19 protein-coding genes and 1 riboswitch are annotated in these 25,073 nt (G+C 68.0%); of the genes, 6 read left to right on the top strand and 13 right to left on the bottom strand.

Annotated elements, in window-relative coordinates:
• Nucleotides 1–42: 42 nt before the first annotated feature.
• The 4 genes from OG225_RS33735 to OG225_RS33720 form a co-directional block, all read right to left on the bottom strand.
• The gene (locus OG225_RS33735) at nucleotides 43–330 is read right to left on the bottom strand and encodes a hypothetical protein (RefSeq protein ID WP_109523247.1); all 288 of its coding nucleotides are present in this window, start codon (nucleotides 328–330) and stop codon (nucleotides 43–45) included.
• A gap of 292 nt (nucleotides 331–622) precedes the next feature.
• Complete coding sequence (locus tag OG225_RS33730) at nucleotides 623–1,588, bottom strand: alpha/beta fold hydrolase (RefSeq protein WP_405178855.1); 966 nt, start codon at nucleotides 1,586–1,588, stop codon at nucleotides 623–625.
• A 291-nt stretch (nucleotides 1,589–1,879) separates the two neighbouring features.
• Nucleotides 1,880–3,844, bottom strand: coding sequence for an acyl-CoA dehydrogenase family protein (locus tag OG225_RS33725; RefSeq protein WP_405178854.1), 1,965 nt, complete (start codon nucleotides 3,842–3,844; stop codon nucleotides 1,880–1,882).
• 144 nt (nucleotides 3,845–3,988) lie between these two features.
• Nucleotides 3,989–5,170, bottom strand: coding sequence for an AAA family ATPase (locus OG225_RS33720; RefSeq protein ID WP_405178853.1), 1,182 nt, complete (start codon nucleotides 5,168–5,170; stop codon nucleotides 3,989–3,991).
• 162 nt (nucleotides 5,171–5,332) lie between these two features.
• Between OG225_RS33720 and OG225_RS33715 the strand changes: the two genes are divergently transcribed.
• From OG225_RS33715 to OG225_RS33705, 3 genes are all read left to right on the top strand, one after another.
• Nucleotides 5,333–5,584: a hypothetical protein gene (locus OG225_RS33715; protein WP_109523001.1), complete on the top strand. Its 252-nt coding sequence runs from the start codon at nucleotides 5,333–5,335 to the stop codon at nucleotides 5,582–5,584.
• 197 nt (nucleotides 5,585–5,781) lie between these two features.
• Nucleotides 5,782–5,952: riboswitch (cyclic di-AMP (ydaO/yuaA leader) on the top strand.
• 49 nt (nucleotides 5,953–6,001) lie between these two features.
• Nucleotides 6,002–6,622: a C40 family peptidase gene (locus OG225_RS33710; protein WP_405178852.1), complete on the top strand. Its 621-nt coding sequence runs from the start codon at nucleotides 6,002–6,004 to the stop codon at nucleotides 6,620–6,622.
• A 4-nt stretch (nucleotides 6,623–6,626) separates the two neighbouring features.
• Nucleotides 6,627–7,031, top strand: a complete 405-nt coding sequence (locus tag OG225_RS33705; protein ID WP_216914966.1) for an RNA-binding S4 domain-containing protein — start codon at nucleotides 6,627–6,629, stop codon at nucleotides 7,029–7,031.
• Here the strand turns inward: OG225_RS33705 and OG225_RS33700 are convergent.
• The 7 genes from OG225_RS33700 to OG225_RS33670 form a co-directional block, all read right to left on the bottom strand.
• Nucleotides 7,028–8,170, bottom strand: a complete 1,143-nt coding sequence (locus tag OG225_RS33700) for a cation:proton antiporter (protein ID WP_405178851.1) — start codon at nucleotides 8,168–8,170, stop codon at nucleotides 7,028–7,030. The two genes, OG225_RS33705 and OG225_RS33700, sit on opposite strands and share 4 nt — an antisense overlap.
• Nucleotides 8,167–8,544, bottom strand: coding sequence for a hypothetical protein (locus OG225_RS33695; RefSeq protein WP_405183458.1), 378 nt, complete (start codon nucleotides 8,542–8,544; stop codon nucleotides 8,167–8,169). Before OG225_RS33695 ends, OG225_RS33700 begins: the two co-directional genes overlap by 4 nt.
• 66 nt (nucleotides 8,545–8,610) lie before the next feature.
• Nucleotides 8,611–10,338, bottom strand: a complete 1,728-nt coding sequence (locus OG225_RS33690) for a fatty acyl-AMP ligase (RefSeq protein ID WP_405178850.1) — start codon at nucleotides 10,336–10,338, stop codon at nucleotides 8,611–8,613.
• The gene (locus OG225_RS33685) at nucleotides 10,335–15,959 is read right to left on the bottom strand and encodes an SDR family NAD(P)-dependent oxidoreductase (RefSeq protein ID WP_405178849.1); all 5,625 of its coding nucleotides are present in this window, start codon (nucleotides 15,957–15,959) and stop codon (nucleotides 10,335–10,337) included. The genes OG225_RS33690 and OG225_RS33685 overlap by 4 nt, the downstream gene beginning before the upstream one ends.
• Nucleotides 15,956–16,240 carry an acyl carrier protein gene (locus tag OG225_RS33680; protein WP_405178848.1) on the bottom strand — a complete coding sequence of 95 codons (285 nt, stop codon included), beginning with the start codon at nucleotides 16,238–16,240 and terminating at the stop codon, nucleotides 15,956–15,958. The genes OG225_RS33685 and OG225_RS33680 overlap by 4 nt, the downstream gene beginning before the upstream one ends.
• Before the next feature lie 135 nt (nucleotides 16,241–16,375).
• Entirely contained in the window at nucleotides 16,376–17,467 is a 1,092-nt protein-coding gene (locus tag OG225_RS33675) for an RNA ligase (ATP) (RefSeq protein ID WP_405178847.1), read from the bottom strand.
• Between the two features lie 71 nt (nucleotides 17,468–17,538).
• A complete protein-coding gene (locus tag OG225_RS33670; RefSeq protein ID WP_405178846.1) occupies nucleotides 17,539–17,754 on the bottom strand; it encodes a hypothetical protein in 216 nt (71 codons plus the stop codon).
• 118 nt (nucleotides 17,755–17,872) lie between these two features.
• Between OG225_RS33670 and OG225_RS33665 the strand changes: the two genes are divergently transcribed.
• On the top strand, nucleotides 17,873–18,490 hold the full coding sequence (locus OG225_RS33665) for a TetR/AcrR family transcriptional regulator (RefSeq protein ID WP_405178845.1): 618 nt from the start codon (nucleotides 17,873–17,875) through the stop codon (nucleotides 18,488–18,490).
• Nucleotides 18,491–18,593: 103 nt separating this feature from the next.
• On the opposite strand, the gene fadD5 is transcribed toward OG225_RS33665, so the two are convergent.
• Nucleotides 18,594–20,165, bottom strand: a complete 1,572-nt coding sequence (fadD5, locus tag OG225_RS33660) for a fatty-acid--CoA ligase FadD5 (protein ID WP_405178844.1) — start codon at nucleotides 20,163–20,165, stop codon at nucleotides 18,594–18,596.
• A 372-nt stretch (nucleotides 20,166–20,537) separates the two neighbouring features.
• Here fadD5 and OG225_RS33655 point away from each other — a divergent pair, with 372 nt between their 5' ends.
• Nucleotides 20,538–21,512, top strand: coding sequence for an NAD(P)H-dependent flavin oxidoreductase (locus OG225_RS33655; RefSeq protein ID WP_405178843.1), 975 nt, complete (start codon nucleotides 20,538–20,540; stop codon nucleotides 21,510–21,512).
• 46 nt (nucleotides 21,513–21,558) lie between these two features.
• Here OG225_RS33655 and OG225_RS33650 read toward each other — a convergent pair whose 3' ends face one another.
• Complete coding sequence (locus OG225_RS33650) at nucleotides 21,559–23,931, bottom strand: flippase-like domain-containing protein (protein WP_405178842.1); 2,373 nt, start codon at nucleotides 23,929–23,931, stop codon at nucleotides 21,559–21,561.
• Between the two features lie 139 nt (nucleotides 23,932–24,070).
• Between OG225_RS33650 and OG225_RS33645 the strand changes: the two genes are divergently transcribed.
• Nucleotides 24,071–25,063, top strand: coding sequence for an SDR family NAD(P)-dependent oxidoreductase (locus OG225_RS33645; RefSeq protein WP_405178841.1), 993 nt, complete (start codon nucleotides 24,071–24,073; stop codon nucleotides 25,061–25,063).
• The last annotated feature ends 10 nt before the right edge of the window (nucleotides 25,064–25,073 follow it).

Raw genomic sequence — 25,073 nt, 5'->3', positions numbered from 1 at the left:
GTGCGCCGGGACGACGGGCGCTGCGCGTCGCCCGTCACGGCGCTACTTGGTGCGGGGTCTGGAGTGGAATCCCAGACCTTCGTCCTGGGCGCCCATCCAGGCGGCTTCGTCGGATTTGCTGTCGGGCACGTAAATCGTGTCCTGGGGCCTATGCGAAACCTCCGGCGGCGGGGACTGCTCGAACTCGTCGGCATCGATGGCGAGGCGCTCGAGGTCGTTCTCCAGCCTGCGCACGGTCTTCGCGTCTCCGTAGTGGGAGCGCAGTGCGCCGATCGATTGCCGGAGCTGGCCGACCGCGTAGCGTAGCTCAGCGATATCGCTGCGTGTCATCGTTACCTCCTGTGTTCCTTGGCGGATATGCGATCCCGGCCATATCCGCCCGGATCAGGGATCTGCCCTGGGGCGCACTACACCGAGTCGTGTGACCCACCACACAACGTGATCTACAACACAGTACAGAAAGAATCGGGTTCGGGCTCGTGTCCGGCACAACCCGATATTTGCTCGAATGTTGCCTCCTTCGTCGGGGGCCTTGTCGACCAGCCTGCGCCCACCCTCCGCGTCTCGCAACCGGGCGACCCGCCGGGGCGGGTCGCGCCGGGGCCGGACCGGCCGGAAACGCTCAGCCCGCCGCAGCGTATTCGGGTCCGGGATCGGTCATCGCGGTGGACACCCGCGCGACCAGCGCGACGATCGAGAGCGCGACCTCCTCCGCCCTTTCCAGGATGACGCTGTGGCCCGCGCCGTCGAGCCGGACCAGTTCGGACCTGGCCAATTGCGAAGCGAGGACCACCGAGTGGGCGTAGGGCACGACGATATCGGCCGAGCCCGCGAGCACCAGCGCGGGAATCTCGCCGAGACGATTCAGCGTCGCGGTCTCGTCGAAGGTCATCAGCGAGGTCAGGAAAGTCGCCATCGTGAGCAAGGGCGTGTCGTTCAGCATGGCCGTTGCGACCGCGGCCATGCGGGGATTCACCTTCCTGGTGCCGAACTGGGCCTCGCGGACGATCGGTTCGAAGAGTCGGCGAGTCATCCGCTTGGACACCTGCATCACCCGCGGCGCGCGGACCACCGCGATCTGGAGTGTGCTCACCGCGTAGCGGTGCAGGAAACGTCCGAGCCCCACCTCGGTGACGCCGTTGGCCGCGCCCGCGATCAACGCGATCCCGACGACCCTGGCGCCGATCGCCTCGGGGAACAGGCGCGCGTAGGCGAGTGTCACCATTGCGCCCATCGAATGTCCGACCAGGATCACCGGTCCGGCCGGTGCGATCGCGCGCAGTACGGCGTCCAGATCGTGGCCGAGCTGGTCGATGGTGTAGGTCGACGGGTCCGCCAGGCCGGAGTCGCCGTGACCGCGGTGGTCGTAGAACACCATCCTGGTGTCTCGGCCCCACTGCTTCAGCAGGTGATCACGCAGGTAGGACCAGGATTCGGCGCGCAGGCAATGTCCGTGCACGAAGACGACGGTGGCTGCCGCGTCGTCGTCGCCGAAGAGGCGAACCGAGATCGGGACGCCGTCGTCGGCGGTAACGGTCACGCGATGGCCATCGGGATCGGCGGCCCGGCGGGCGATAGTCGTGGACATGATGCCTCCTGTCGCGATGAACCCTTGGACGGAGCGTTCTTGCCCGGTTGTCGGTGTGGATTTCCGTTGCGTTAGCTGCCTATACCAGGCGTTATGTACACGTTGCGCAACCGACGCGCGCGGTCGACCCCGGCGTGGCGGGACCCCGCCTCTCGGGCTGTCTACGAATCGGTAGGCAGGACACTAGATTCCTCTAGATTCTCCGATAGTGGAACGGGCAGGCGGTCGGAACGACGCCGGAGCTGTTCCGTTGCCGTCTATCGGAGAATCGAGCGGATCCCCTAGAAATAGCTAGATTGTGGAATCGGCTTCCGGTGAGCCGGTATTCGCCAGGAAGGGGCGCAGCAGATTCGGTTCCGTCGACGGTCCGGCCTGCCATTCCGCGATCCACGGGCCCGTCCCCTCGCTCGGATCGAAGATGCCGTCCTCCAGCCAGGTGTATCGACCGTCGAGGACGCCGTGCGCGACGGTGCGGTCATCGTCGTCGGTGTTGTCCCACAGCGCGTCGAACAGGGCGCGAACCCGAAGGCGCGATTGGCGGCAGAACGCGTCGGCGAGTTCGGCGGCGGCGGTCGCGTCGGGAGAGCCCGCCGAGCGCTGGGATTCGGCGCGCACGCATACCGCCGACATCGCGAACAGTTCGGCGGCGATATCGACGATGCGGCCGAGGAAATTCTGTCGATATTCCAAACCGGCCTGCCAGCGCGCCATGGCGTACATCAGGGCGCGCGCCTGTTTGCGGGAACTGCGTTCGACGAACCGCAGATGCCGTGCGAGCGGCCCGAATTCACCGTATCCGGCTGGTACGGTACCCGCGCCCACCGCCAGCTGCGGGAACCATTTGGCGTAGAAACCGCCCGCGCCGACCGCGGCTTTGGCCTTGTCCTTGAACTGGGCGTCGCGCTCGACGAGCGCGCCGGCCGCCGCCATGTGCGCGTCTGCCATCTCCCGGGCGACGAGCAGTCGCATGATCTCGCTCGACCCCTCGAATATGCGATTGATGCGCAGATCGCGCACCATCTGCTCGGCGGCGACGGCGCGTTCGCCACGCGCCGCCAGCGAGGCCGCGGTCTCGTAGCCGCGTCCGCCGCGGATCTGGACGAGTTCGTCGGCGATACGACAGCTCATCTCGCTCGCCCACAGTTTGGCCAGCGCCGCTTCGATGCGAATGTCGTTGCGTCCTTCGTCGCACATGGTCGCGGACAGATCGAGCACCGCTTCCAGGGCGTAGGTGGTCGCGGCGATATAGGAGATCTTCTCGGCGACCGCGGCGTGCTCGCCGACCGGCCTGCCCCATTGCACCCGCGCCGCGCTCCACTGCCTGGAGATCGTGAGCGACCATTTCGCCGCCGCGGTGCACATCGCGGGTATGGCGAGTCGGCCCGCGTTCAACGTGGTGAGCGCGATCTTGAGACCGTCGCCCTCGCGTCCGATCAGATTGGCCTTGGGCACCCGGACCCGGTGCATCCGCGTGACGCCGTTCTCGATGCCGCGCAGACCCATGAACGCGTTGCGCCGTTCGACCGTGATGCCCGGGCTACTCGCCTCGACCACGAAGGCGGAGATGCCGCCGCGATGCCCTTCGCTCTTGGGTACGCGGGCCATCACCACGAGCAGTTCCGCGACGACGCCGTTGGTGGTCCACAGCTTCACGCCGTCGAGTTCGTAGGCTTCGCCGTCCTCGGTCGGTGTCGCGGTACTGGCCATCCTGGCCGGGTCGGAGCCGACGTCGGGTTCGGTGAGCAGGAACGCGCTCACCGCGCCCGCCGCGCAGCGGGGCAGGAATTCGGCCTTCTGTTCGTCGGTGCCCGCCAGTTTCAGCGGTTCGGGCACGCCGATGGACTGGTGGGCGGACAGCAGCACGCCGAGGCTGGGGTGAGCGCAGCCGACCAGCATCAGCGCGCGGTTGTAGCCGACCTGGGAGAGTCCCTGTCCGCCATACGATTCGGGGATCTTCAACCCGAAGCAGCCGAGTTCGGCCAGACCTTTCACGTATTCGTCCGGGATGCGTCCCTGTTCCTCGATCACCGCGCCGTCGATGGATTCGCAGAACGGGCGCAGCCGCGCCAGGTAGGCGGCGGTTTTCGCGGCATCCGCCGCGTCGGGGTGCGGGTACGGGTGGATCAGGTCGAGTCGGAACCGTCCGAGGAACATCTCCTTGGCGAAGGAGGGTTTGGCCCAGCTCGTTTCGCGAGACTCCTCGACAAGTGCGCGTGCCTGTTCTTCGGTGGCGTTGACCTTCGCCGCTGTCGTCATGATCTCCTCCTCGAACGTGACGGGAATCACATTCGAGTGTAGGGAGAAAAGTTACCGGCCGGTAGGTGTTCGAGCGAATGAATCTCTACAGAAATCTATTGATCTTGGTAGATCGGAGAATATTCGGCGATCCTCCGCCGGATCTCACACGCTGCGCAGGTAGCGACCGAAATGCGGCACGGTGAAACCGATGGTTCCCCGCTCGGCCGAATAGATGAGCCCCTTCTTGATCAGGCCGTCGCGCGCGGGCGACAGCGACGCCGGTTTGCGGCCGAGTTCGGTCGCCACGGCGGCGGTCGCCACCGGTCCCTCGTCGCCGGACAGATCGGCCATCGCGCGCATGTACTCCCGTTCCGCCGGAGTCGCCCGTTCGTAGCGGGATCCGAAGAAGCCGACCGCCAATTCCTCTTCCGCGGAGGGCGAGGCCAATTCGACATCCTCGGCGGTGATGGGACTCTCCGGTGCCTGATCCCAGGCCGCTTTTCCGTACGCCTGTACGAAATATGGGTATCCGTCGGCCTTTTCGTAGAGCACATCGAGTGCGCCCTCGGTGAATTTCACCTCTTCGCGCTGGGCGGGGGCGATGAGCGCCTGATTCGCCGATTGCCTGTCGAGTCGATCGATACGGTGGTAGCTGAAGAGGCGCTCGGAATAACTCTTCGACGCGGACAGTACGGCGGGCAGATGCGGCAGACCCGCGCCGACGACGATCAGCGGCGCGGCGTCCTGGCTCAGTTCGTGGCACGCGCCGCAGATCGCGGAGATGTCGGCGGGGCCGAGATCCTGCATCTCGTCGATGAATATCGCGATGCCGACCCCGACGTCGCCCGCGAGCCCGGCGGCCTCCTTGAGCAGTTCGACCAGGTCGATCTCGATATCGCCGGAATCGGCGCGACCGGAGACGGCGGGTACGTCGATACCGGGCTGCCAGCGTTCCCGCATGCCCTTGTCTGCGGTGGCACGTAGCGCGAATGCCTTGAGGATGCCGAGGAAATCGTCGACGCGTTCGGGGTTGCGGTGCGTCATCGCGATCGCGCGCGCGGCCATGTGCAGCGCGGAGGACAGCGGCCTGCGCAATTCCTGATCCGGACGGGCTTCGATCTTTCCCGTGCCCCAGTTGCGTGAGACGGCGGCCGAACGAAGTTGGTTGAGCAGCACCGTCTTTCCGACGCCGCGCAATCCGGTGAGCATGACGCTGCGTTCGGGCCTGCCTCGGGCGACGCGTTCGAGCACGATGTCGAAGGCGGTGAGCTGTTTGTCGCGCCCGGCGAGTTCGGGCGGGCGCTGTCCGGCTCCGGGAGCATACGGATTCCGCACGGGGTCCATACCCCGACACCGTAGCGTTTCGGGTCGCCGAAATCTCGATGAATCTGGGGCAGTCTAGGGCGTTCCATAGAAAGCGGTATTTCGCGCTTTGTCATTGCGGGGGAACTCTCTACGCTTATCGCGTTCGGAGGCAGGGTCGGCGGCTGGGACGAAAGGGGCGTCATGTCCGAGGATGGTCACGTGCTCGCCGAGGTCGTCGCCTCGTGGCCGGTGCCGCCGGACGCGGAGGAGGCGGGCCGGATCCGGTCGAATATTCTCGTCGCGATCGAGCAGGGGTTCGACGATCCACAGTTGGTCGCCGATCTCGCGGTCGGACCGCTGGTGGTAGCGCTCGGCGAACTGGAGGTCGGCCTCGCCGACGCGCGCCGCAGAATCGCCGAACTCGAGCGTGCGCTGGCCGAACGGGACCGTTGATCTCACATCCCGATAGCCCTGGCTCGCAGTCGATATCGAATCGTGACCTGGCCTGAGCTGCACGGGAGTCGCAGCGTGTCCGGTGATTTCTCGCCAACCCCCGAAAACCCTGGTCTGTGCGCTGGACAACATCGCGTCCGCGTCGTAATCTTCTCGTGACTTAGTGGAGTCTGTCGCTTCGCAAGAGAAACGGCGCCACTGGGTTACCGCCTAATCGGCTGTCGGGGCCTCGCAACTCCGGTTGCCGTGCCGGGAACCACAGGTTAGTCACTGGGGTGAATCCGCAACGGTCCTCGGACCAGCGCGGTAGGGCCGATCCGCTCGGCACGAACCCGCAGTCGACCCGGTCGGCGGGAAAGTAGGAAAGATCGGAGACTCAGGTCGGTGGGTAAACACAGTTTGCAGCGGGAATCTCGGATGCCGAATTCCGTCAAGGGTGCGCTCGTGCTAGGCGCAGTGGCCGCGACAGGTGCGATGCCCGCTATTCCCGCGATGGCAGCCACCATCAACGTCCCCGGCCTGGGAGATTTCGACGTTCCCGTCCCGCAGGAGTTCGAGAGCTCGGTCCAGCAGCTCAACCAGCAGCTGTCGCAGGCTCTCTCCCAGCAGCCCGCGATCCCGCAGGGCGCCTTCGGCACACTGCCCGCGGTTCCGCAGGGCGGACTCCAGTTCCCGAACCTCATGGAAGATCACTCCCCGGCCGCGAAGGCGCTCGACGCCGCTCGGTCGAAGGTGGGCGCCCAGTACTCCTGGGGCGCCGCGGGCCCGGTCAGCTTCGACTGCTCCGGTCTCGTGCAGTGGGCGTTCCGTCAGGCCGGTGTCGAACTGCCGCGCACCAGCTTCGAGCAGTCGCATGTCGGCGCTCCCGTCGCTTTCCAGAACTTGCGGCCCGGTGACATCGTGATCACCAACGGCGGCGGCCACGTCGGCATCTACGCGGGCGACGGCAAGCTGCTCAATGCCGTCCAGTCGGGTACCCCGGTGTCCTACACCCACCTCGACGCCGACGATGTAGTTACCGCCCGCCGCGTCGTATAAGGGGTTGCCCCCCGCCGAGCAGGCTGCCCCGTCCCAGGCCCGCGTCGATTCGTGGACCTGGTCGGTGCGCCTGTTCAAGACGAGATCCGCTGCGGCCGAGGCATGTCGGGGTGGTCACGTTCGCGTCAACGGTGCCACGGCGAAACCCGCCCAGCCGGTACGCCTCGGTGACGAGGTCCGGATCCGCGCGGGTGGTGTCGAGCGCATCGTGATCGTGGAGCGAGTCGTCACCAAACGCGTCAGCGCGCCGATCGCCGCGCAATGCCTGATCGACCGCAGTCCGCCACCACCTCCGCGAGAGGTTCTCGCGACCATGCCGCGTCGTGATCGCGGCAGCGGCAGACCTACGAAGCGCGAACGTCGCGAAACCGACCGTCTCCTCGGCCGCGACGATCCTCCGCAGGACTAGGTTTCGGCTGTATCGCCCGTGCGAGAGGCGATACGGCTCGCCGCGATCGCCGCGACTCCCACGGTCACCAGCGCACCGAGCATGATGGCCGAGGATTCCCCCGGCACCAACACGTGCAACTGTCCGCCGACGGTCACCGCCGCGACCGGCACCCCGATCTGTGCCGCCGACAAGGCCGCGAACCGGGCCGGTTGTCCGGTGAATCGATTCACCAGGTGTACCGCGACAGCTCCCGCGCCCAAGACGATCCCGAGCCCGATGAGCGACGGCCGTTCCGCGAATTCGCGCAGATTCAGCCGCGCGCCGAGCCAGACGAAGAACATGGGCGCGAGGAAACCGTCGTTGATCGCGAAGAGTTGCCGTGCGACCCGGCGGGGCTCGCCGACGCCCGCCACCGCGAGTCCGACCGCGAAACCGGCCAGCATGATCGAGACGTGCGTCTGCGTCGCCACCGCGCACAGCGCGAACAGCAGCACCAGGCTGACCCGCAGCTCGATCGCGAACCCCCTGTCCTCCGACAGGCGGTGCACCCGCCGCCGCGTACCCGCCGCCTCCAGTCGGCGCAGGACCAGGAACATCACGAACGCGCAGGCCGCCACCGCGACAGCCCCGACGGCGGCCCGCCCCGCGTTACCGGGGTCGATCACCAGCGGCAGCGCGACGACGCACGCGGTATCGGCGATCGCCACCTGCGCGGTCAGTGCCAGGACCGCCGATCCCGTCGCGCGCGCGGCGTCGATGATCGGCAGGACCAGCGCTGCCGAGGACGAGGCGAGCAGTACCGCGTAGATCGCCCCGTTTCCGGTGTCGGAGAGTTCGGCGATCCCGAAACCCGCGGCGGCGGAGAGCAATCCGACGATCGCGGCCCGCACCGCGCCGATGCCGATGGCCGATCGGACCCGTGGATCACGTACCGGCACGTGGGTGCCCGCCACGAACATCACGACCGCGAAACCCATGTCGGCCAGAAACGAGAAGATCGGATCCGAACTGTCGAGAACGCCGAATCCGGTTGCGCCGAAGGTGATTCCGGCAGCCAACTCGCCCAGGATCACCGGTACGTGCCACGCGGTGCGCACCGCGAACAGCGGGCCGATCAGCCCGAGTGCGATGACGAGGGCGAGGGTGGAGAAGGTCACGGCATCGAGGCGATCTTGAGCGGAATGGCGATGTTCTCGTCGGCCCAGTGGATCGCGCACACGCGGTGGTAGCCGTCGGCGATCACCATCGCGACACCGCGTCGGAAATCACCGCGCACGACCAGGATCGGGGACAGCGCGGTGCCATTGTTGATCTTGATGAGATCGCGTCGGACATGGGGGTTGTCCGCCGAGAGCAGTTCGAGTCCGGCGGCCCGCAGAATGTCCTTGGCCTTCTTGCGAATGACGGGTGCCTCGCGCAGTCGGTCGACGACGGTCCGCACCACATCCGGTTCGCCGAGCAGTTCGAGATAGTCGGCCGCGGCGGGATAGTCGTGTTCCTCGGGCTTGCTCTTCCACTTCACGTCGATGATTTCGGTGGTCATATCTCATCATCGCCCCCGTGCCGACCCATCCCGGGGAAATCCGGCGGCGGCGCGTCAGCGCGGCGGCTGCCTGCCGACGACGGCCAGACTCGGCAGCCGCCCGGCACCGAACAGCGCGCGACAGTCACCGCGACGGATCTTGCCGCTGGAGGTCTTCGGTATCCGGCCCGGCTCGACGAGCAGCACCGTGCCCGCCATCACCTCGTGCACGGCGGCGACCGTGGTACGGATGCGGCGCGCGACGGCCACGGGATCCGTCGACGGCGGCAGCTCGGCGGTGTTCAATTCGGCGACGATCACGAGGTCCTCCCGGTCGCCGTCATCGTGGCCGAAGGCGGTGATATGACCGGTACGCACCTCCGGGGCGGCGGCACCGGCCGTCGCCTCGATATCGGACGGGTAGTGGTTGCGCCCGTCGACGACGATCAGATCCTTGAGCCTGCCCACGATATAGAGCTGGCCGTCGTGGCGGAATCCGAGATCGCCGGTACGCAACGAGCGCTCGGTACCGCCGACGAGCGTGGCCCCGAAAACGTCGGCGGTCGCCTCGGGTTTCCCGTGGTAGCCCGCGCCGACGTTCGCCCCCGACACCCAGATCTCGCCGATCTCGCCGTCGTCCCGCTCGACCCGCGACAGCGGCTCGACGATCGCCACCCGCTGTCCCACGGGAGCGCCGCAGCCGACCAATGTGAGTCCCGATTCCGGCGGCGCGTCCCCCGCCTGCGGTTCGGCTCGGCCCTCGGCCAGCGCGGCCCGGTCGAAACGCGGTGCCACGGGTTCGCGGTTCTGGTCGACGATGGACACCGACAGGGTGGCCTCGGCCAACCCGTAGCCGGGGGCGTGGGCGCGGTGCCGGAATCCGTACTCGGCGAAGGTCCGGGTGAACTCCGAAAGTACTTCGGCACGTACCGGTTCGGCCCCGTTGACGAGAACATCCAGCTCGGACAGATCGAGTCCGGCGCGTTCGCGCTCGGAGGTGCCCGATATCGCCAGGGACAGGCCGAAATTGGGGCTGCCCGTGGTACCCGCGCGGTACTCGTGGCAGGCGCGCAGCCAGCGGATCGGCCGTTTGACGAAATCGAGCGGGGCCAGCGTGACACCGTGCACCCCCGAATACAGCGGCAGCGCCAGTGCCAGCACCAGACCCATATCGTGGAAGAAGGGCAGCCAGGAGACGATCGGTTTGTGGCGGGTGGCGGGCACGGCGTCGCGCAACTGGTCCATGGCGGCGGACAGATTGGCGTGCGTGATCCGAACGCCCGCAGGAGTTTTCGTCGAACCGGAGGTGTATTGCAGGTAGGCGATGTCGGCGGGCGGGTCGATCGTCGGGTCGGACAGTTCGGTGGATGTCGCGATAGCGGACGGTACGCGCACCAGCCGTCCGGCGGCCGCACCGAGGGCGGGGCAGGTCACGGTGTCGGTCGCGGAGACCAGGCCGACGGTGGGTTTCGCATCGGCGAGTACGTCGTCCAGGCGGGCGGTATTGCGACTGCCCGTCACCGGGAACAGCGGAACCGCGATCCGTCCGCTGTAGAGGCAGGCCAGGAAGGCCACTACGTAGTCGAGCCCGTGACCGCACAGGATCGCCACCCGATCGCCGGGCGCGCTCTCGCGGCGCAGCAGCTGTGCCGAGAGGGCTGCCGCGCCGTGTAACCGGGCGTACGACACGGTGACCGGCGCGCACTCGGTTCCGCGATAGCGCAATTCGGTGAACGCGGGGTCGTCCGGCCGGGTTCGCGCCCATCGCGCGACGCGGGTGGCGAGAGTGTCGGCCGTCGTCATGACGCCTCGTCGGAATCGGCTGCGGCGACCCGGTCGGACAGGGCCGCGCCGAGTGCGGCGACGGTCGGGTGCCGGAACAGTTCCGCGGTCGAGATGGCGATGCTCAGCCGGGTCTCCAGGGCCCTGCGTAATTCGATCGCGAGCAGCGAACTGAGGCCGAGATCGTTGAAATCGGCTGTCGGCGGGATTGATTCGGCCGGAATGCCGACGGTGGCGGCCACGATCCGGCGGATGGTCGCGATCAGCGGTTCCGGTGTGGCGGCGCCGGGCGGGGTCGGCGCCGGGTCGACGGTGTGGGTGCGCGCCGGGGAATTCCGCAGGTCACGTCCCGGCGCCAGCAGTGTGCGCAGCCGGTTCGCCACCGGAGCCCGGTCGGAGGTCGGCGCGTAGTCGACGGCGAGCAGATAGGGCCCGGTGTGCCGCAGCGCGCGACCGAGCATTTCCGCGCCGCGCGCCGGATCGAGTGCCGCGATCCCGGCGCGACGCAGATGGATCGCGCCGCCGGCCGCCTCGGCCAGCCCCGATGCCCACGTACCCCAGCCGATGCTGATGACCCGACGCTGCGGCACCGACGCGGCCAGCGCGTCCATACCCGCGTTGGCCGCCGCGTAGGCGGCCTGACCCGGCGCGCCGAGCGCACCGGTCGCCGAGGAGAACAGCAGGACGAAATCGATCGGATCACCCGCGGTCAGCTCGAGGAGATCGGCGGCGGCGCCGATTTTCGGCGCTGCCATCCGTGCCAGCTGGTCCGCGCCGATATGGTCGAAAACCGCGTCTTCGAGGGCGCCCGCGGCGTGCACGACACCGCGGATGGTCGAACCGCATTCCCGGATATCGCTCAGGGCGTTGGACAGATCGCTGCGGTCGGTCGCGTCGCAGCGGACCACGACGATCCGCTCCTCGAAACCGTCCAGCACCGTGGGCACCGGCCGGGGTGATCTGGTCAACACCACCACGTCGTGCGCGCCCGCGTCGAGCAGCCAGCGCACCGCCATCGCACCGAGCGCGCCGAGACCGCCGGTCACCACGTAGGTCCCGTGCGGGTCGATCGTGGGCGGCGCGGTGTCTGCGGTCGCGACGGTGAAGCGCCGGATGGCGGCGTCACCACCGGTCAGCCGGATCTCCTCGGGCAGTCCGGCTTCCGGTTCGGCGGTGACGAGTCCGGCCAGCACCGCCGTGTTCTCGGGATCGTGGTCGGTCCACACCAGCCGGATCGTGCGCCCGGATTCGAGTTGCAGCGATCGGATCAGCCCGGCCGTCGCGTGCGCGGACGGGGAGCAGCCGAGCGGAAGTATCACCGTCAGTGACGCGGTGGCGTCGTGGGATTGCAGGTGCTGGAGCAGACCAAGTACCCGTCCGACGGCGGCGATCGAATCCCGCTGTGTTCCGGGCTCGTCCGGCCATACGAGCACCACCGCCGTGCGTTCGGCGCTCGCGCGACGCAGCAGCGCCGAGGCGACCACCGCCGCGGCGGCGTCGGGTTCGCGGGCCGCGCGTTCGGTCGGCACGATCGTCTCCAGCGTGCGTGCCAGCCGGGTCGCGAGCGCGGATTCGCCCACGACCAGGGCGCGCCGCGCGTGACGTGGTCGCGCGTCGGCGTCCGGGCGTCCGATCGCCTCGGGATGCAGCGGATGCCAGGTCTCCTGGCGGAAGGCGACAGCGGGACCGTGTGCGGACTGTTCGGCGGCGGGCACGCGGGACAGGTGATCGGCGAACCGGATACGCACCCCGCACAGCGCCAGTACCGGTGCTCCGTGCTGATCGGTGGCGACGATATCGCCGACCAGACCGCTCTCGGAAAACTCCCTGATCAGCGCGTGTCCCTCGACCACAACCCGATCGGATTCGGCGGAGACCCAGGCCGATTCGATGCCGATCGGCAGGGGGACCGCCTCGTCGGGCAGGTCGTCGTAGCAGGCGGCGGCCAACAGGTGCAGGCAACCGTCCAGGGTGGCGGTGCTGTGCGGTTCGGCGTCCTCGAAGGTGCCGAGGGCCCGGCCGCTACCGGTCGCGATGCGGCGCAACGGGCGGAATCTCGGACCGTATTCCAGTGCTCTGCCGCGCAATTGGGCATAGAAGTAGCCCGCTTCCAGGCCGTGCATCTGGTGACGCACCGCGCGATTGGCGTCGGCCAGACGCATCCACGCGACGATATCCGCGGGCGAGGGATGCCCATCCGGCCGTGCGGACGCCACCGGGACCGCGCCGTCGGCCGAGACGCGCAGTGTGTCCGTCGAATCGTCCGCGTGGTAGGCGATCCGGGGTAGCGCGCTCAGCTCGGTCAACTCGTCGACGACGAAATCCGCCAACATGGTGGCGGATTCGGGTCCGGCCAGGTGCGACAGCCTGCGCAGCCAGTACACCGCGGGGACCGTCGCGACACCGAGCACCACGTGATCGTCCAGCGCGTCCGGGACGAATTCGGGTATCGCCGCGGGCCGATCGATCCGAGCTATCGGTGCGAATCGCCTTCGCTGCCAACGACGTCGATACTCCGGGCCGGTGAAGGGACCGAGTGCCGACCAGTTCACCGCGCGTCCCTCGGTATGCAGCCGGGCGATGGTCTCGAGGAAGGCCTCGGCCTCGTCCTCGCGCGTAGCTCCCGGATAGGCCGAATCGCGGAACGCCCGGTATTCGCGCACCGATGAGACCAGGACCGGATGGGGCGAGATCTCCACCACGCTCGTGAACCCGTCGGCCGCCGCCCGTTCCAGTGCCGAGCCGAGTTCAACTGTCCCGCTGACATTGTCGGCCCAGTAGTCGGCGGTCAGCGTCGCTGAGTCGACCACCGTGCCGCGCCGCGCGGTCGAATAGAGCCTGGTGTGCGGTGCGCGCGACGCGAGTCCGGCGAGCGCCTCGACGAATTCGGCCAGTACCGGCGCGACCTGGGGACTGTGCGCGGCGAAATCGACGGCGATGCGCTGGGCGAAAATATCGCGACGTTTGGCCCGGCGCACCACGGTGTCGACGTAGCGCGGCACCCCGGAGATCACCACCGAACGTGGACCGTTGATCGCGGCGATACCCACCGACGCCCGCACGGGTTCCACCAACTGCGCAGCCTCCTCCGGCGCGGCTTCGAGCAGGGCCATCGCGCCCTGACCGTCGAGCGCACCGAGGGCCCTGCTGCGTCGCACCGCGAGATACGCGCCGTCCGTCAGCGATAACGCGCCACCGCTGACCGCACCGGCGATCTCACCGAGACTGTGCCCGACCACCCCGTCCGGCCGGACACCCCAGGAGGCGAACAGTTCCGCCAACGCGACCTGGTAGGCGAAGAGCGTGGGCTGAACGAATTCCGTCGCCTCGTCACCGAGCGCGAATCCGTGCCGCGGGGTCCACACCCGAGGCCCGCCCGCCGCCACAACCGCATCCGTCGCCGCCGTCACCGCCCGCGCGAAAACCGGCCAGCGCGCCGCCAGCGACCTACCCATCCTCGGATGCTGCCCACCCTGACCGGAGAACAGGAACAGCACACCACCGCGCCGCCGCGCCGAACTCGGCCCGATGACGCCTGGACTCGAATCGCCTGCCGCCAAGGCGCGCAGCCGCTCACGCGCCTGGTCGATATCGTGTGCCGTGACCACAGCCCGGGTGGTCTCCGGCAGTGCCCGCGCCGCGGACACGGCGACCCGGTGCAGGGTCGACCACGTGCCGGTGACGGCGTCGGGGCCACCATCGGAACCGCCCCCGCCCCCACCGATGCTGCCTGTTCCCCCGGTACCGCCAGCTTCGCTGGAACGGCCCGCGTCGTCGGAGCCGACTGTGCGACCGGCGCTGCCTCTGCCCGAGCCGCCTGCTCTATGGGTACCATCCGTGCGGCCTGTTCCGCTGGAACGGTCTGTGCCATCGGTGCTGTCTGCGCGACTCGAGCTGTCTGGGGGACCGGCACCGCCACTGCGACCGGCACTGCCATCGGCGGTGCGACTGCCTTCGTCGCTGTCACCGCCCGCGTAGGCGGCGCTGTTCGTACCTCGCGCGCTATCGGCACCACCCGTTCCACTGGCACCGGCGGATGGACCGGCACCAGCGGAGGCAACGGCACCGACGTGGGCACCCGCCGCAGCGGAGGAAGCGGCGATGCTGTTCGCGGCGTTCGTGTCGGTGGCAGCGGTAGCGGCGGCGCGGGTAGTCCTGGTGGTGCCGATGGATTTTGCGGCGACGTTGGAGGCGTTGGTAGCGGTCAATGCGGCGGCAGCAGCCTTGATGACGTCGGCACCGTCGACGGTCGATCCGTCCTGACCCACCTCGAGACGAGCGATCAGATCCTCCGCCCGCGAACGAATTTCGGCGATATCCCGTCCGGTCACCGGAATGACCAACGGCCCGCCGCTGTCCCGGCGGCCGGGAGTCTGCGCGACCCCGCGCAGGACCACGTGCGCGTTCGTTCCGCCGAATCCGAACGAACTCACGCCGGCGTGACGTTCGGCGCGTGGCGTCGCACTCCAGTCGACCGGTTCGGTCGGCACCTCCAGCCCGCGTTCGCCCAGTTTCAACAGCGCGTTCTCGTTGGTGAAGTGGACGGTCGGCGCGATCGTCGCGTGGTGGATGGACAGCGCGGTCTTGATCAGGCCGGTCACCCCGGCGGCGGCCTCCAGGTGGCCGAGATTCGATTTCAGCGAGCCGATGCGGATCGGTGCCGGGTCGGGCTCGTCGGTGGCGAGGACCGCGGCGAGCGCTCCGACCTCCACCGCGTCGCCGAGCGCGGTGCCGGTGCCGTGGCATTCGATGTAGCCCGCGGAGCGCGGATCGAGTCCGGCCCGCGACCACGCGGTGCGGATGGTGTCCTGCTGTGCCCGGCCGTTGGGTGCGTACAGACCGTTGGAGCGACCGTCGGAACCGACGGCGGCACCGGCGATCTCGGCGTAGATCCGATCGCCCGCGCGCCGCGCGTCGGCGGTGCGCCGCAGCACGATCACCCCGCAGCCGTCGCTGCGGGTGTAGCCGTCGGCCGCCGCGTCGAACGGTTTGCACCGGCCGTCCTCGGCCAGGAATCCGCTCTCGGCGAGGTAGTCCGAGGTGTAGGGCAGCAATGTCAGATTGACCCCGCCGACGATCGCGAACGGCACCGACTCGTCGGCGAGCAGTCGCAGCGCGATATCCACCGCGGCCAGCGAGGACGAACAGGCGCTGTCCACCACCAGGCTCGGTCCGCGCAGGTCGAGCACGTAGGACAGCCGGTTGGCGATGATGCTGAGCGCCGAGCCGGTGACCGCGTACGGCGCGTCGTGTCCGGCGGAGCCGAGCACCGTGACGCCGTGGTCGAATCCGCAGGCGCCGAACACCACCGCGGCACCGCGACCGCGCGTGCGATAGCCGATGCCCGCGTCGTCGATCGCCTCGATCGCGACTTCCAGCGCCAGCCGCTGCTGCGGATCCATCACCGCGGCTTCCCTGGCCGATATCGCGAACCAGTCGTTGTCGAACCGGTCGATATCGCTGAGATAGCCGGCGTGCCGGGTGACCGATCGGCCCCCGGGCGGTTCGCCGGTGGCGTCGCGTCCGGTGCGCAACAGTTCCCAGAACTCGTCGAGACCGTCCGCGCCGGGCACTCGGCATCCCATCCCGACGATGGAGACCGGAGGGTGCGGCGGCGGGAGGGGAGTGTCGGCGGCCGTCATGGCGTCGCGAGATGCTCGACAAGCTGCTCGATGTCTGGGTGGTCGTAGAGGGCGGTCAGCGACACCTCGACACCCATGGCGTCCTCCAGCGCGGCCGTCAGCCGGGCGAGCTGGGTGGAACTCAGCCCGAGGTCGCTGAACGGCATACCGGTGGCGACCGCCTCGGGAGCGACCCCGAGTAGGTCGGCCACGGCGGCGACGGCGGCCGATAGCAGAGTCGTGTGCCGACCCTGCTCTCGACCGTTGCCACCATCGCGCCCATCCGGCAGACCGGACCCCATCGTGTCCTCCCTCTCCGCCTCGCTCGGGCCGAGAAGCCCGGGAGCGGTACCCCCGCGATTATGCCGTAATCGCGGGGTGGAAGAGGAATGCGTTTCAGGCTGTCCGCCTGCCCCTTTCGCGGCGGCGCGGGCGGTTCACTCGTATTCGGTGCCCCCGTCGCGCAGCAGGTAGCCGTCGGAGACGATCTTGCCGATGGCACGACCGCCGAGGACGTCCGAGCGTCGTTCGGTCGCCGGGCGTACCACCAGCCCCTCGCGGATACCGGTTTCCGATCCGGAGACCGTCTCCCTGCCCTCCGCCAGTTCCATGAGCCGCGCGGCGTCGTAGGGGCCTTCGTACAGCACCGGCACCCGTGGCACCGACAGACCGAGATCGGTCCAGACCGTGCCGATTTCGGCGTGACCGAGCCAGCGCACCGGTTCCGGCTCGGGATCGACCGCCACGTCGAACAGCGCGTAGCCCAGGGTCTCGTCGCGGTCGGCGGCCGCGCCGTAGTGCAGGTCCTGAACGCCCGCGCCGTACACCTCACCGAAGAATCCGACCCGTGCCAGGCTGAACTCGTCGGCGATCGCGCGCGCCGCCTCGACGAGTCCGTAGCGGTGGACCGCGCGCCAGTACAGGTTGCCCTCGGCCGGTGTCAGCGCCAACGACTGCCCGCCGATACCCTTGGACGACACGTAGGTCCGCTCGCCGTCACGCACGTAGGTGAACAGGCACGCGGTGCCGTGGATCTTCTCGGTCGCGACGACGGGTTCGCCCGCCTCGAAGATATCCGGGTACCGCTTGATGTTCTCGACATCGATCCACCGCAGTAGATCCGGCGCGGCCTCGACCTGCCCCGACATCGAGACCGGCACCGTCGGGACCCATTTGGTGATGCCGAGTGTCTCGGCGAATTCGGTCCCGGCCAGCGCGGCCGACGCGAGGTCGACCTCGCCCAGGGCCGCCGGTACGCAGACGATGCCCTGCGAGACCTCCCCGCGCAGGCGCACGGTCTTCACCCGGTTGCGTTGCGCGCCCGCCAGCTTCCCGCTCAACCCGATCTCCTCGATCAGCGGATCGGGTAGCACCGCTTGTTCGGGAATGTAGAGCGCGTGGTCGCCGGAGACGAACGCTCCCTTGGCGACGACGGCGCGGTACAGACCGACCTGCGCCAACTCGAGTCGATCCGCGTTCGGATGCGGATGGACGACCAATTCTTCGACGGTGACTCGTAATGTCGACATGTTGACGACCCCCTCCTGCTGATCCGGTCAGCGTAGAAGGGCGGACCTGTGCCGGTCGACCGAATTTCGGTCTACTTGGTGGCCAGCAACATCGCGGTGGACGAGCCGACCGTGGTGAACTCGGCCGTGCGAAAACCCGTGTCCCGCAGATCTTCTCGGTACCGGCGTATGTCGATGGCGGCCACCGGATCCTCGGCGTGGTCGTGGGCGCGCGCGGCGGCGAGGCGGCCGATTTCGTTCGCTGTCCGCGAAGTCACGCTGTCGAACTGTTGTCTGTTTCCGGTCATGTGTTCATGATCGGGGGTGTATCAGCGGCTCGACCAGGAGCAAAGTGGCGGGAACCGTGCCGTTCGGGACGGTTTCGCGTGCTTTGTCCGGAGGACTCATGTACTCGGAATCAGCGCGATGAACAAAGGTAACGACCGCCGTGTCCGGCGGACCAGAAACGCTCTGCACCAGGCCCTGATCGAGCTCATGATCGAGCGCGGCTACGAGCGGATCTCGGTCAGCGACATCCTGGACCGCGCCGATGTCGGCCGCTCCACCTTCTACACACATTTCCGCGACAAGGACGATCTGCTGCTGGTCAGCAGTACCGAATATCTGCGCGCGACCATCATGGCGGCGCGCCCCGACCCGGATGACCCTTTCGCGCCACCGCTTTCGGCTCCGCTCGCTCCCGTCTACACGCTGTTCCAGCTGGCCGCCGAGAACCCCGAGGTGTACCGGGCCCTGCTCGGCCGCAAGGCCAACGCGGTTCTGCTGCGCGCCACTCGCGGCATGGTCGCCAAGATTCTCATCGAGCGTTTGACCGACACCTTCGATGTCGAGGAGCAGGCCCTGTCCGCGCCGGTCAACTTCCTGTCCTGGGGCATCGTCGGGCTACTCGGGATGATCGCCGATTCGGACCCGCCGCTGGCGGCCCCCGACGCCTATCGCCAGGTGGAGGCTCTCGTCGCGCCCGGCCTGGAGGATCTGGTCCGCGGGGGCGCCACGGCCGGGGCCGATCGCTCGACCGGCTGAGCACGACGGCGCGGACGCCTCGGTCCACCTTCCGGTGATACCGACGCGTCCGCGCCGTCCGCGTGCCCGATCCCGTGTCCCAGTCACGGAATCGGGCGTGTGGTCAGGACGAATAGTCCTTGCGCAGCTGAACTTTCAGGACCTTGCCGCTGGCATTGCGGGGCAGTTCGGCGACCACGACGAGTTCTTTGGGGTGCTTGTAGCGCGCCAGGTTCTCGTTGAGGAACGGTTCGAGGTCGGCGATGGTCAGTTCGGCGTCCGGATCGACGAGCGCGACCACCGCGACCGGCACCTCGCCCCATTTCTCGTGCGCCCGGCCGACCACGGCCGCCTCGCGGATCAGCGGGTGGGCGAAGAGCACGTTCTCCACCTCGGCGCAGTAGATGTTCTCGCCGCCGGAGATGATCATGTCCTTCTTGCGGTCGACGACGTAGATGAACCCTTCCTCGTCCTGGCGCACCAGGTCGCCGGAATGGAACCAGCCGCCCGCGAACGCCTCCGCCGTGGCTTCGGGCTTGTTCCAATAGCCCTGCATGAGAGTCGGTCCGCGGTAGACGATCTCGCCGATCTCACCGGGGGCGACATCGTTCATCTCGTCGTCGACGATGCGGGCCTGGATGGTCGGGATGGGTTTGCCGACCGAGCCGAGTTTGCGGATCGCGTCCTTGCCCTCGAGGACACAGGTGATCGGCGACATCTCGGTCTGGCCGAAGACCGCGACATTGAACGCGGTCGGGAAGGCTTCGGCCATGGCACGCAGCACCGTGTCGGAGGCGGGCGCGGCGCCCCAGCTCAGCGCCTCCAGGGCCAGTTTGCGATCCTTGACGGTCGGATCGGCGCAGATCAGCTGCCATTGCGCGGGCACGCAGAAGGCCGTCGTCGCCTGCTCGGCTTCCAGCGCGTCCAGGAATTCGGTGGCGTCGAACGCGCCGAGCGGGTGCAGGACGGTTTTCGCGCCGAGCATGAAATACGGTGCGAGACTGCCGAGTCCGGCGATGTGGAACAGCGGGGAGGTGCAGAACCCCACCGATTCCGGTTCGATGGCGAGTGCGCGGATACAGGTGAGCGCCTGGGCGTTCATATTCGCGTACGAGAGCACCGCGCCCTTGGGGCTGCCCGTGGTGCCCGAGGTGTACATGATCAGGCTCGGGGTGTCCTCGGGGATGTCGAGCGGGGTGTGCGGCTCGCCCTCCTCGGCCAGCGCGTCGTCGAATCCGACGACACCGTCACCGGATGTGCCACCGATGACCACGCGGGTCTCCAACGCGGGGGACTGCGCCGCGACGGCGGCGGCCAGTGGCGCCAACACCGTATCGGTGACGATCGCCTTCGCCCCGCTGTCGCTGACGATATAGGCCACCTCGGGCGGGGTGAGCCGGAAGTTGACCGGCACCGCGATGGCGCCGAGCGCGTTGATGCCGAAGACGGTTTCCAGGTATTCCGGGTAGTTCAGCGCCAGGATCAGCACCCGGTCGCCGAAGCCGACACCGCGCCGGGCGAGGGCGTCGGCGAATTCGAGCGAGCGCTCGTGCAGCTGTTTCCAGGTGGTGTCCACACCGCGGAACCGCACGGCGACCTCTTCGGGACGCATCTGCGCGTGCGCCGCGAGCTGGTTGTTCCAGTGGTTGCGCCGCGAACGGATCGGTTCGTCGAGTGCTTGTGCACCAGTGGTCATGCCGCGAACTCCTTGGCTGTGCGGTGTCGCGAACTGCGAGCAGTCGCGGAGGGGACCGTGACCCACGCCGGTGGGACCGACGGCATCGACGGGCTGAACTGAGACGAGAATAGTAACTAACTTACAGCAGCGGCAAGCGATCGAGAGAAGAATGATCGTTAATCGTCTCGCGATCCCATCGAGCTCGATAAATATGCTTCGATCTGCTGATTTACATATCTCCGAACCCGATATACATGGAGGAGAACCCTGCACCGGGAGATCATGTGTGCGAATCCCGGCTCACTTGTGGGTTGTCTGCCGGTCGACCCCGTGTCACGATCGACCCGGCAGGGCGGGAACGACGCCCACCCGGAATAGAGGAGTAGCGCGATGCTGCGGACCAGGTTCACCGAGACCTTCGGGGTGGAGCACCCCATCGTGCAGGGCGGCATGATGTGGGTCGGCCGGGCCGAACTCGTCGCGGCCGTCGCGAACGCGGGCGGACTCGGCTTCATCACCGCTCTCACCCAGCCCACCCCCGACGAACTGCGCAACGAGATCGCCAGGACCAGGGAGCTGACCGACAAACCGTTCGGCGTCAACATCACCATCCTGCCGTCGATCAATCCGCCGCCGTACGCCGAATACGTTCAGGCGATCATCGACAGCGGCGTGAAGATCGTGGAGACCGCCGGTTCCAACCCCGAGCCGTACCTGCCGTACTACCACGACGCCGGTATCAAGGTGCTGCACAAATGCACCAGCGTGCGGCACGCGCTCAAGGCCCAGCACGTCGGCGTCGACGGTGTCAGCATCGACGGATTCGAATGCGCGGGTCACCCGGGTGAGGACGATATCCCCGGCCTGATCCTCATCCCCGCCGCCGCGCGCGTCCTCGACATCCCGATGATCGCCTCGGGCGGTATCGCCGACGCCCGCGGGCTGGTCGCGGCGCTCGCGCTCGGCGCGGACGGGGTCAATATGGGCACCCGTTTCCTGTGCACCCGCGAATCGGCCATCGACCAGAAGGTCAAGGAACAGATCGTCGCCAACAGCGAACTCGACACCCAGCTGATCTTCCGCACCATGCGCAATACCGCTCGCGTCGCGGATAACGAGATCAGCCGCAAGGTCGTCGAAATCGAGAAGGCCGGAGGGAAATTCGAGGACGTCCGCGAACTCGTCGCCGGTGCGCGCGGCCGCCGCGTCTTCGAGGAAGGCGATCTCGACGCGGGAATCTGGTCGGCGGGCTTGGCCCAGGGCCTGATCCACGACATCCCCAGCTGCGCCGAACTCATCGAACGCATGGTGTCGGAGGCCGAGGAGTTGATCACCGCCCGGCTCGCCGACATCGTCACCGCCTGACCGAGTTCGGGACGCGTCGCGGTCCGGGGTCGTTCGTATATCCGGCTCAGATCATGTTCTTCGAGGTCATCCACCGCATGGTGAACCACCCGCAGAACACCGGGAGCCAGCAGGTCAGCACCCGGTAGAGCAGGACCGAGGGGACCGCGATCGTCGCGGGCACCCCGAAGGCGGCCAGCCCGCCGATGAGGGCGGCCTCCACCGCGCCGACACCGCCCGGTGTCGGCGCGGCCGAAGCCAGCGTGCCGCCGATCATGGTGACGATAGTGACCGTCACGAAATTCGTGCCGCCGCCGAAGGCTTCGATACTGGCCCACAGCGCACCCGCCTGACCGAGGGTGATCGCGGCGCAGCCGAGCACGATGATGAAGAAGCGTTGGGGATCCCGGGCCAGGTGACCGAGTTCGCCGAGTACCTCCTGCAATTGCGGCCGCACCGAATTGTTGAGCCAGTGCCGCAGTTTCGGCACGAACATGAACGTGCCGATGATGCCGACCGCGACACCCGCCGCCAGGTAGATCACCATCACGTCCGGCACGAAATGCGACAGGTTCGCCGAAGTTCCCGCCACGACGCTGAACAGCACGAGCAGGCTCAGGTGGGTGATGATCTGCACCGCCTGCTGCAACGCCACCGCGGCCGTCGCCCGCACCGCCCCGAGGCCGCCCTTCTGTAGGAAACGCACGCTCAGCGCGAGACCGCCCACCCTGGCCGGTGTGGTGGTCGCGGCGAAAGTGTTGGCGATCTGCATGATCACCAGATTCGTGAATTTGACCAGTCCGGAGGCGCACGCCCACAGCGCCGCCGCCGCGCCGATATAGGTCAGCGCGGACACGCCGAGCCCGAGCAGCGCCCACCACCAGTTCGCGGTCTTGAGCTGGGTGAAGAAGGTGGGCACCGCGCTGATGAACGGGTAGGCGACGTAGACCAGGCCGATCAACAGCACCAGCTGGATGATCTGGTTACGGGAGAACCGGGTGATCTGATCGGCCTCGATCTTGTCCTGCCCGGTCTGCTTGCGGACCTCCTCGCGGGCCTTGGCGACCACCGAGCCGCCGCCGGAGACCGATTTGCGGATACCCGACGGCATGGCGTTCTTGGTCAGCCGACGCGAGGCCAGCAGGATGGTCTGTTCGCCGAGCGCCTCGATCGCGGCCCGCACGGCCGGTTCCTTACCGTAGATCGCGGTCGTCGAGACCAGCAGTTGCGCGATATCGGACTGCATCTGGGTGTCGGAGGCGCCGAATTCGGCACTGCCGAATCCGCTGAACAGCGTGGCGCCGTCATCGATCCTGACCTCGGCCGGACGCAGATCGCCGTGTGAGATCTGGCCCTTGTGCAGCAGATCCAACGACGTCCACACCCCTGGCAGCACCGATTCGGGCAGTTCGGCGATGGTCGTGCCGCGCGGGGTCGTGTGCGCGTACAGCATCCAGCCTCGGTCGAGCGCGGCGACGCCGACGGCGGTCTGACTCGACAGGCCCAGGTCGTCGGCGGCGATGGTCATCAGGGCGCGGTGTTCGACCGCCCGGTGCATCGATCCGTGCAGCGCCGCGGTCTCGCTGCTGCGGAACGTCAGCCAGCGCCACAGCATGCGCAGCGCGCTCCAGCTGCGCTGGTTCTTGCCGTACAACTCGATCATCAGTTCCCGCTCGGGCCCCGTCACGGCGGCGGCCAGCGTCAACGGGCCCGGGCCCGCCGGGCGCACCACGGTGAAACCGTTCACCGTGTGCCCGCGCCGGGCCAGCACCCGCACGGCCGCGTCGAGCGGAACCTCCAGCGCGGGCGTGCCGACCACCCAGACGATGAGCGCGCCGACCAGCCAGCCGACCGAGAGCCCGAGCATCGCGCGCGCGGGAACCACGGTGCTGACCACCAGGTGCATCGGCGCGAACGCGAGCAGCAGGAACCACAGCCAGCGCCGCGGTTTGGTCGGCAGCCAGGGGCTGGAGACGGTGAGCACGGCCGCGAGCATCGCGATCCAGCGCGGATCATCGAGGAATTGGGAGAGGAAGGTGTCGAGGCGGTCCGGCACCTGGAGATGCCATTTCGGCGCGGACAGACCGGTTCCGGTGATGGAGAGCAGCAGACCCGCGGTCAATCCGGCCGCCGCGTATCCGGCGAGGAGTTTCCACTGCCTGCCGATGACGAGTTCGATCAGGATCGCGAAGGGCAGGATCAGGATCAGGACGCCGTAGACCAGGTAGACGAGGTTGGACTGGTCGGGGGTGAGGAAGCCGACGATATCGGAGACCGAGCGCTCCAGTGCCAGCCATTCCGGCCGGGTGATGACGGACGCGGCGATGACGACGGCCAGCCACAGCGCCGCGATGACGACACGGACGATGTCAGTGGTCCGCCGGATCAGCGGTTGTAGCAGGCTGCCCGTGACCGGGATGTCCCGCCCGTCGACTCGCATGTCGTATCGGCACTTTCGGATCGAGTTGGAGCTTCACCGGCCACCCGCGTCGCGCGTTCGGTGAGTATGCAGCAGGTCACCGTGCCCGATCGGCCCAACACGCCGCCGTGGTGCGACGCCGCGAGTGCCGTTTCGGGCGGTGATCAGCCTGCCAGAGACAACGGCGGCGGGGCAGGGCGGGCCGGTCGGCAACTATCCGGCGACCCACGGCCTTGCCGAAATCGTCGGCGCCGATAACGATCTATGGCAGACCGGACGAGCGAGGGAGACCATGGCAGAGCACGAGCGGGATCTGGCAGGCAGCACCATCGTGGTGACCGGCGCGAGTTCCGGTATCGGCGCCGAGGCCGCCGCGAAACTGGCGGCGCGCGGTGCGGCGGTCGCGGTGGTCGGCCGCTCGCCCGAACGCACTCGGGAGGTGGCCGCGGCGGTGGGCGCGGAGGCCTTTCTCGCCGATTTCGGCCGACTCGACGACGTACGTTCCCTCGCCGAGCGGTTGCTGAGCCGATACCCGCGCATCGACGTCCTCGCCAACAACGCGGGCGGCTCGTGGCCGAAACGCACCGCGACCGCCGACGGCAACGAACTGACCTTCCAGGTCAACCATCTCGCCCCGTTCCTGCTGACCGGTCTGCTGTTCGAGCGACTGTCTCTGGCGCCGAAGCCGCGGGTGATCAACACCTCGAGCATGACCTACCGCTCGGCGAAACTGGATCCGGAAACCGCCAACGCCACGACCGGATCGTTCGGCATGCTCGGCGCCTACAGCGCGTCCAAACTCGCGAACATCCTGTTCACCCGCGAATTGGCGCGTCGCACGGAGGGCACCGGACTGGTCACCGCCGCGTTCCATCCTGGCGCCGTCGCCACCAATGTGTACGACAACATCCCGTTCGGTGTCGGCGCGTTCGTGCGTTCGCCGCTGGCCCGCCCGTTCTTCATCCGCCCGGAGAAGGGCGCGGGCCCGCTGGTGCACCTGGTGACAACGACGGACACCGACGCCATCAACGGCCGCTATTTCCACCGTTTCAAGGAGGAGGCCCCGCGCAACGAACAGGCCCTCGACACCGATCTCGCGCGACGTCTCTGGGCGATGTCGGAGCGGCTCACCGGTGTCGCGATACCGGGCTGAACCGCGACCG

It is taken from the genome of Nocardia sp. NBC_01377, from assembly GCF_045040005.1.
Taxonomy (GTDB): domain Bacteria; phylum Actinomycetota; class Actinomycetes; order Mycobacteriales; family Mycobacteriaceae; genus Nocardia; species Nocardia noduli.
This window is presented reverse-complemented; position numbering and strand designations above follow the sequence as displayed.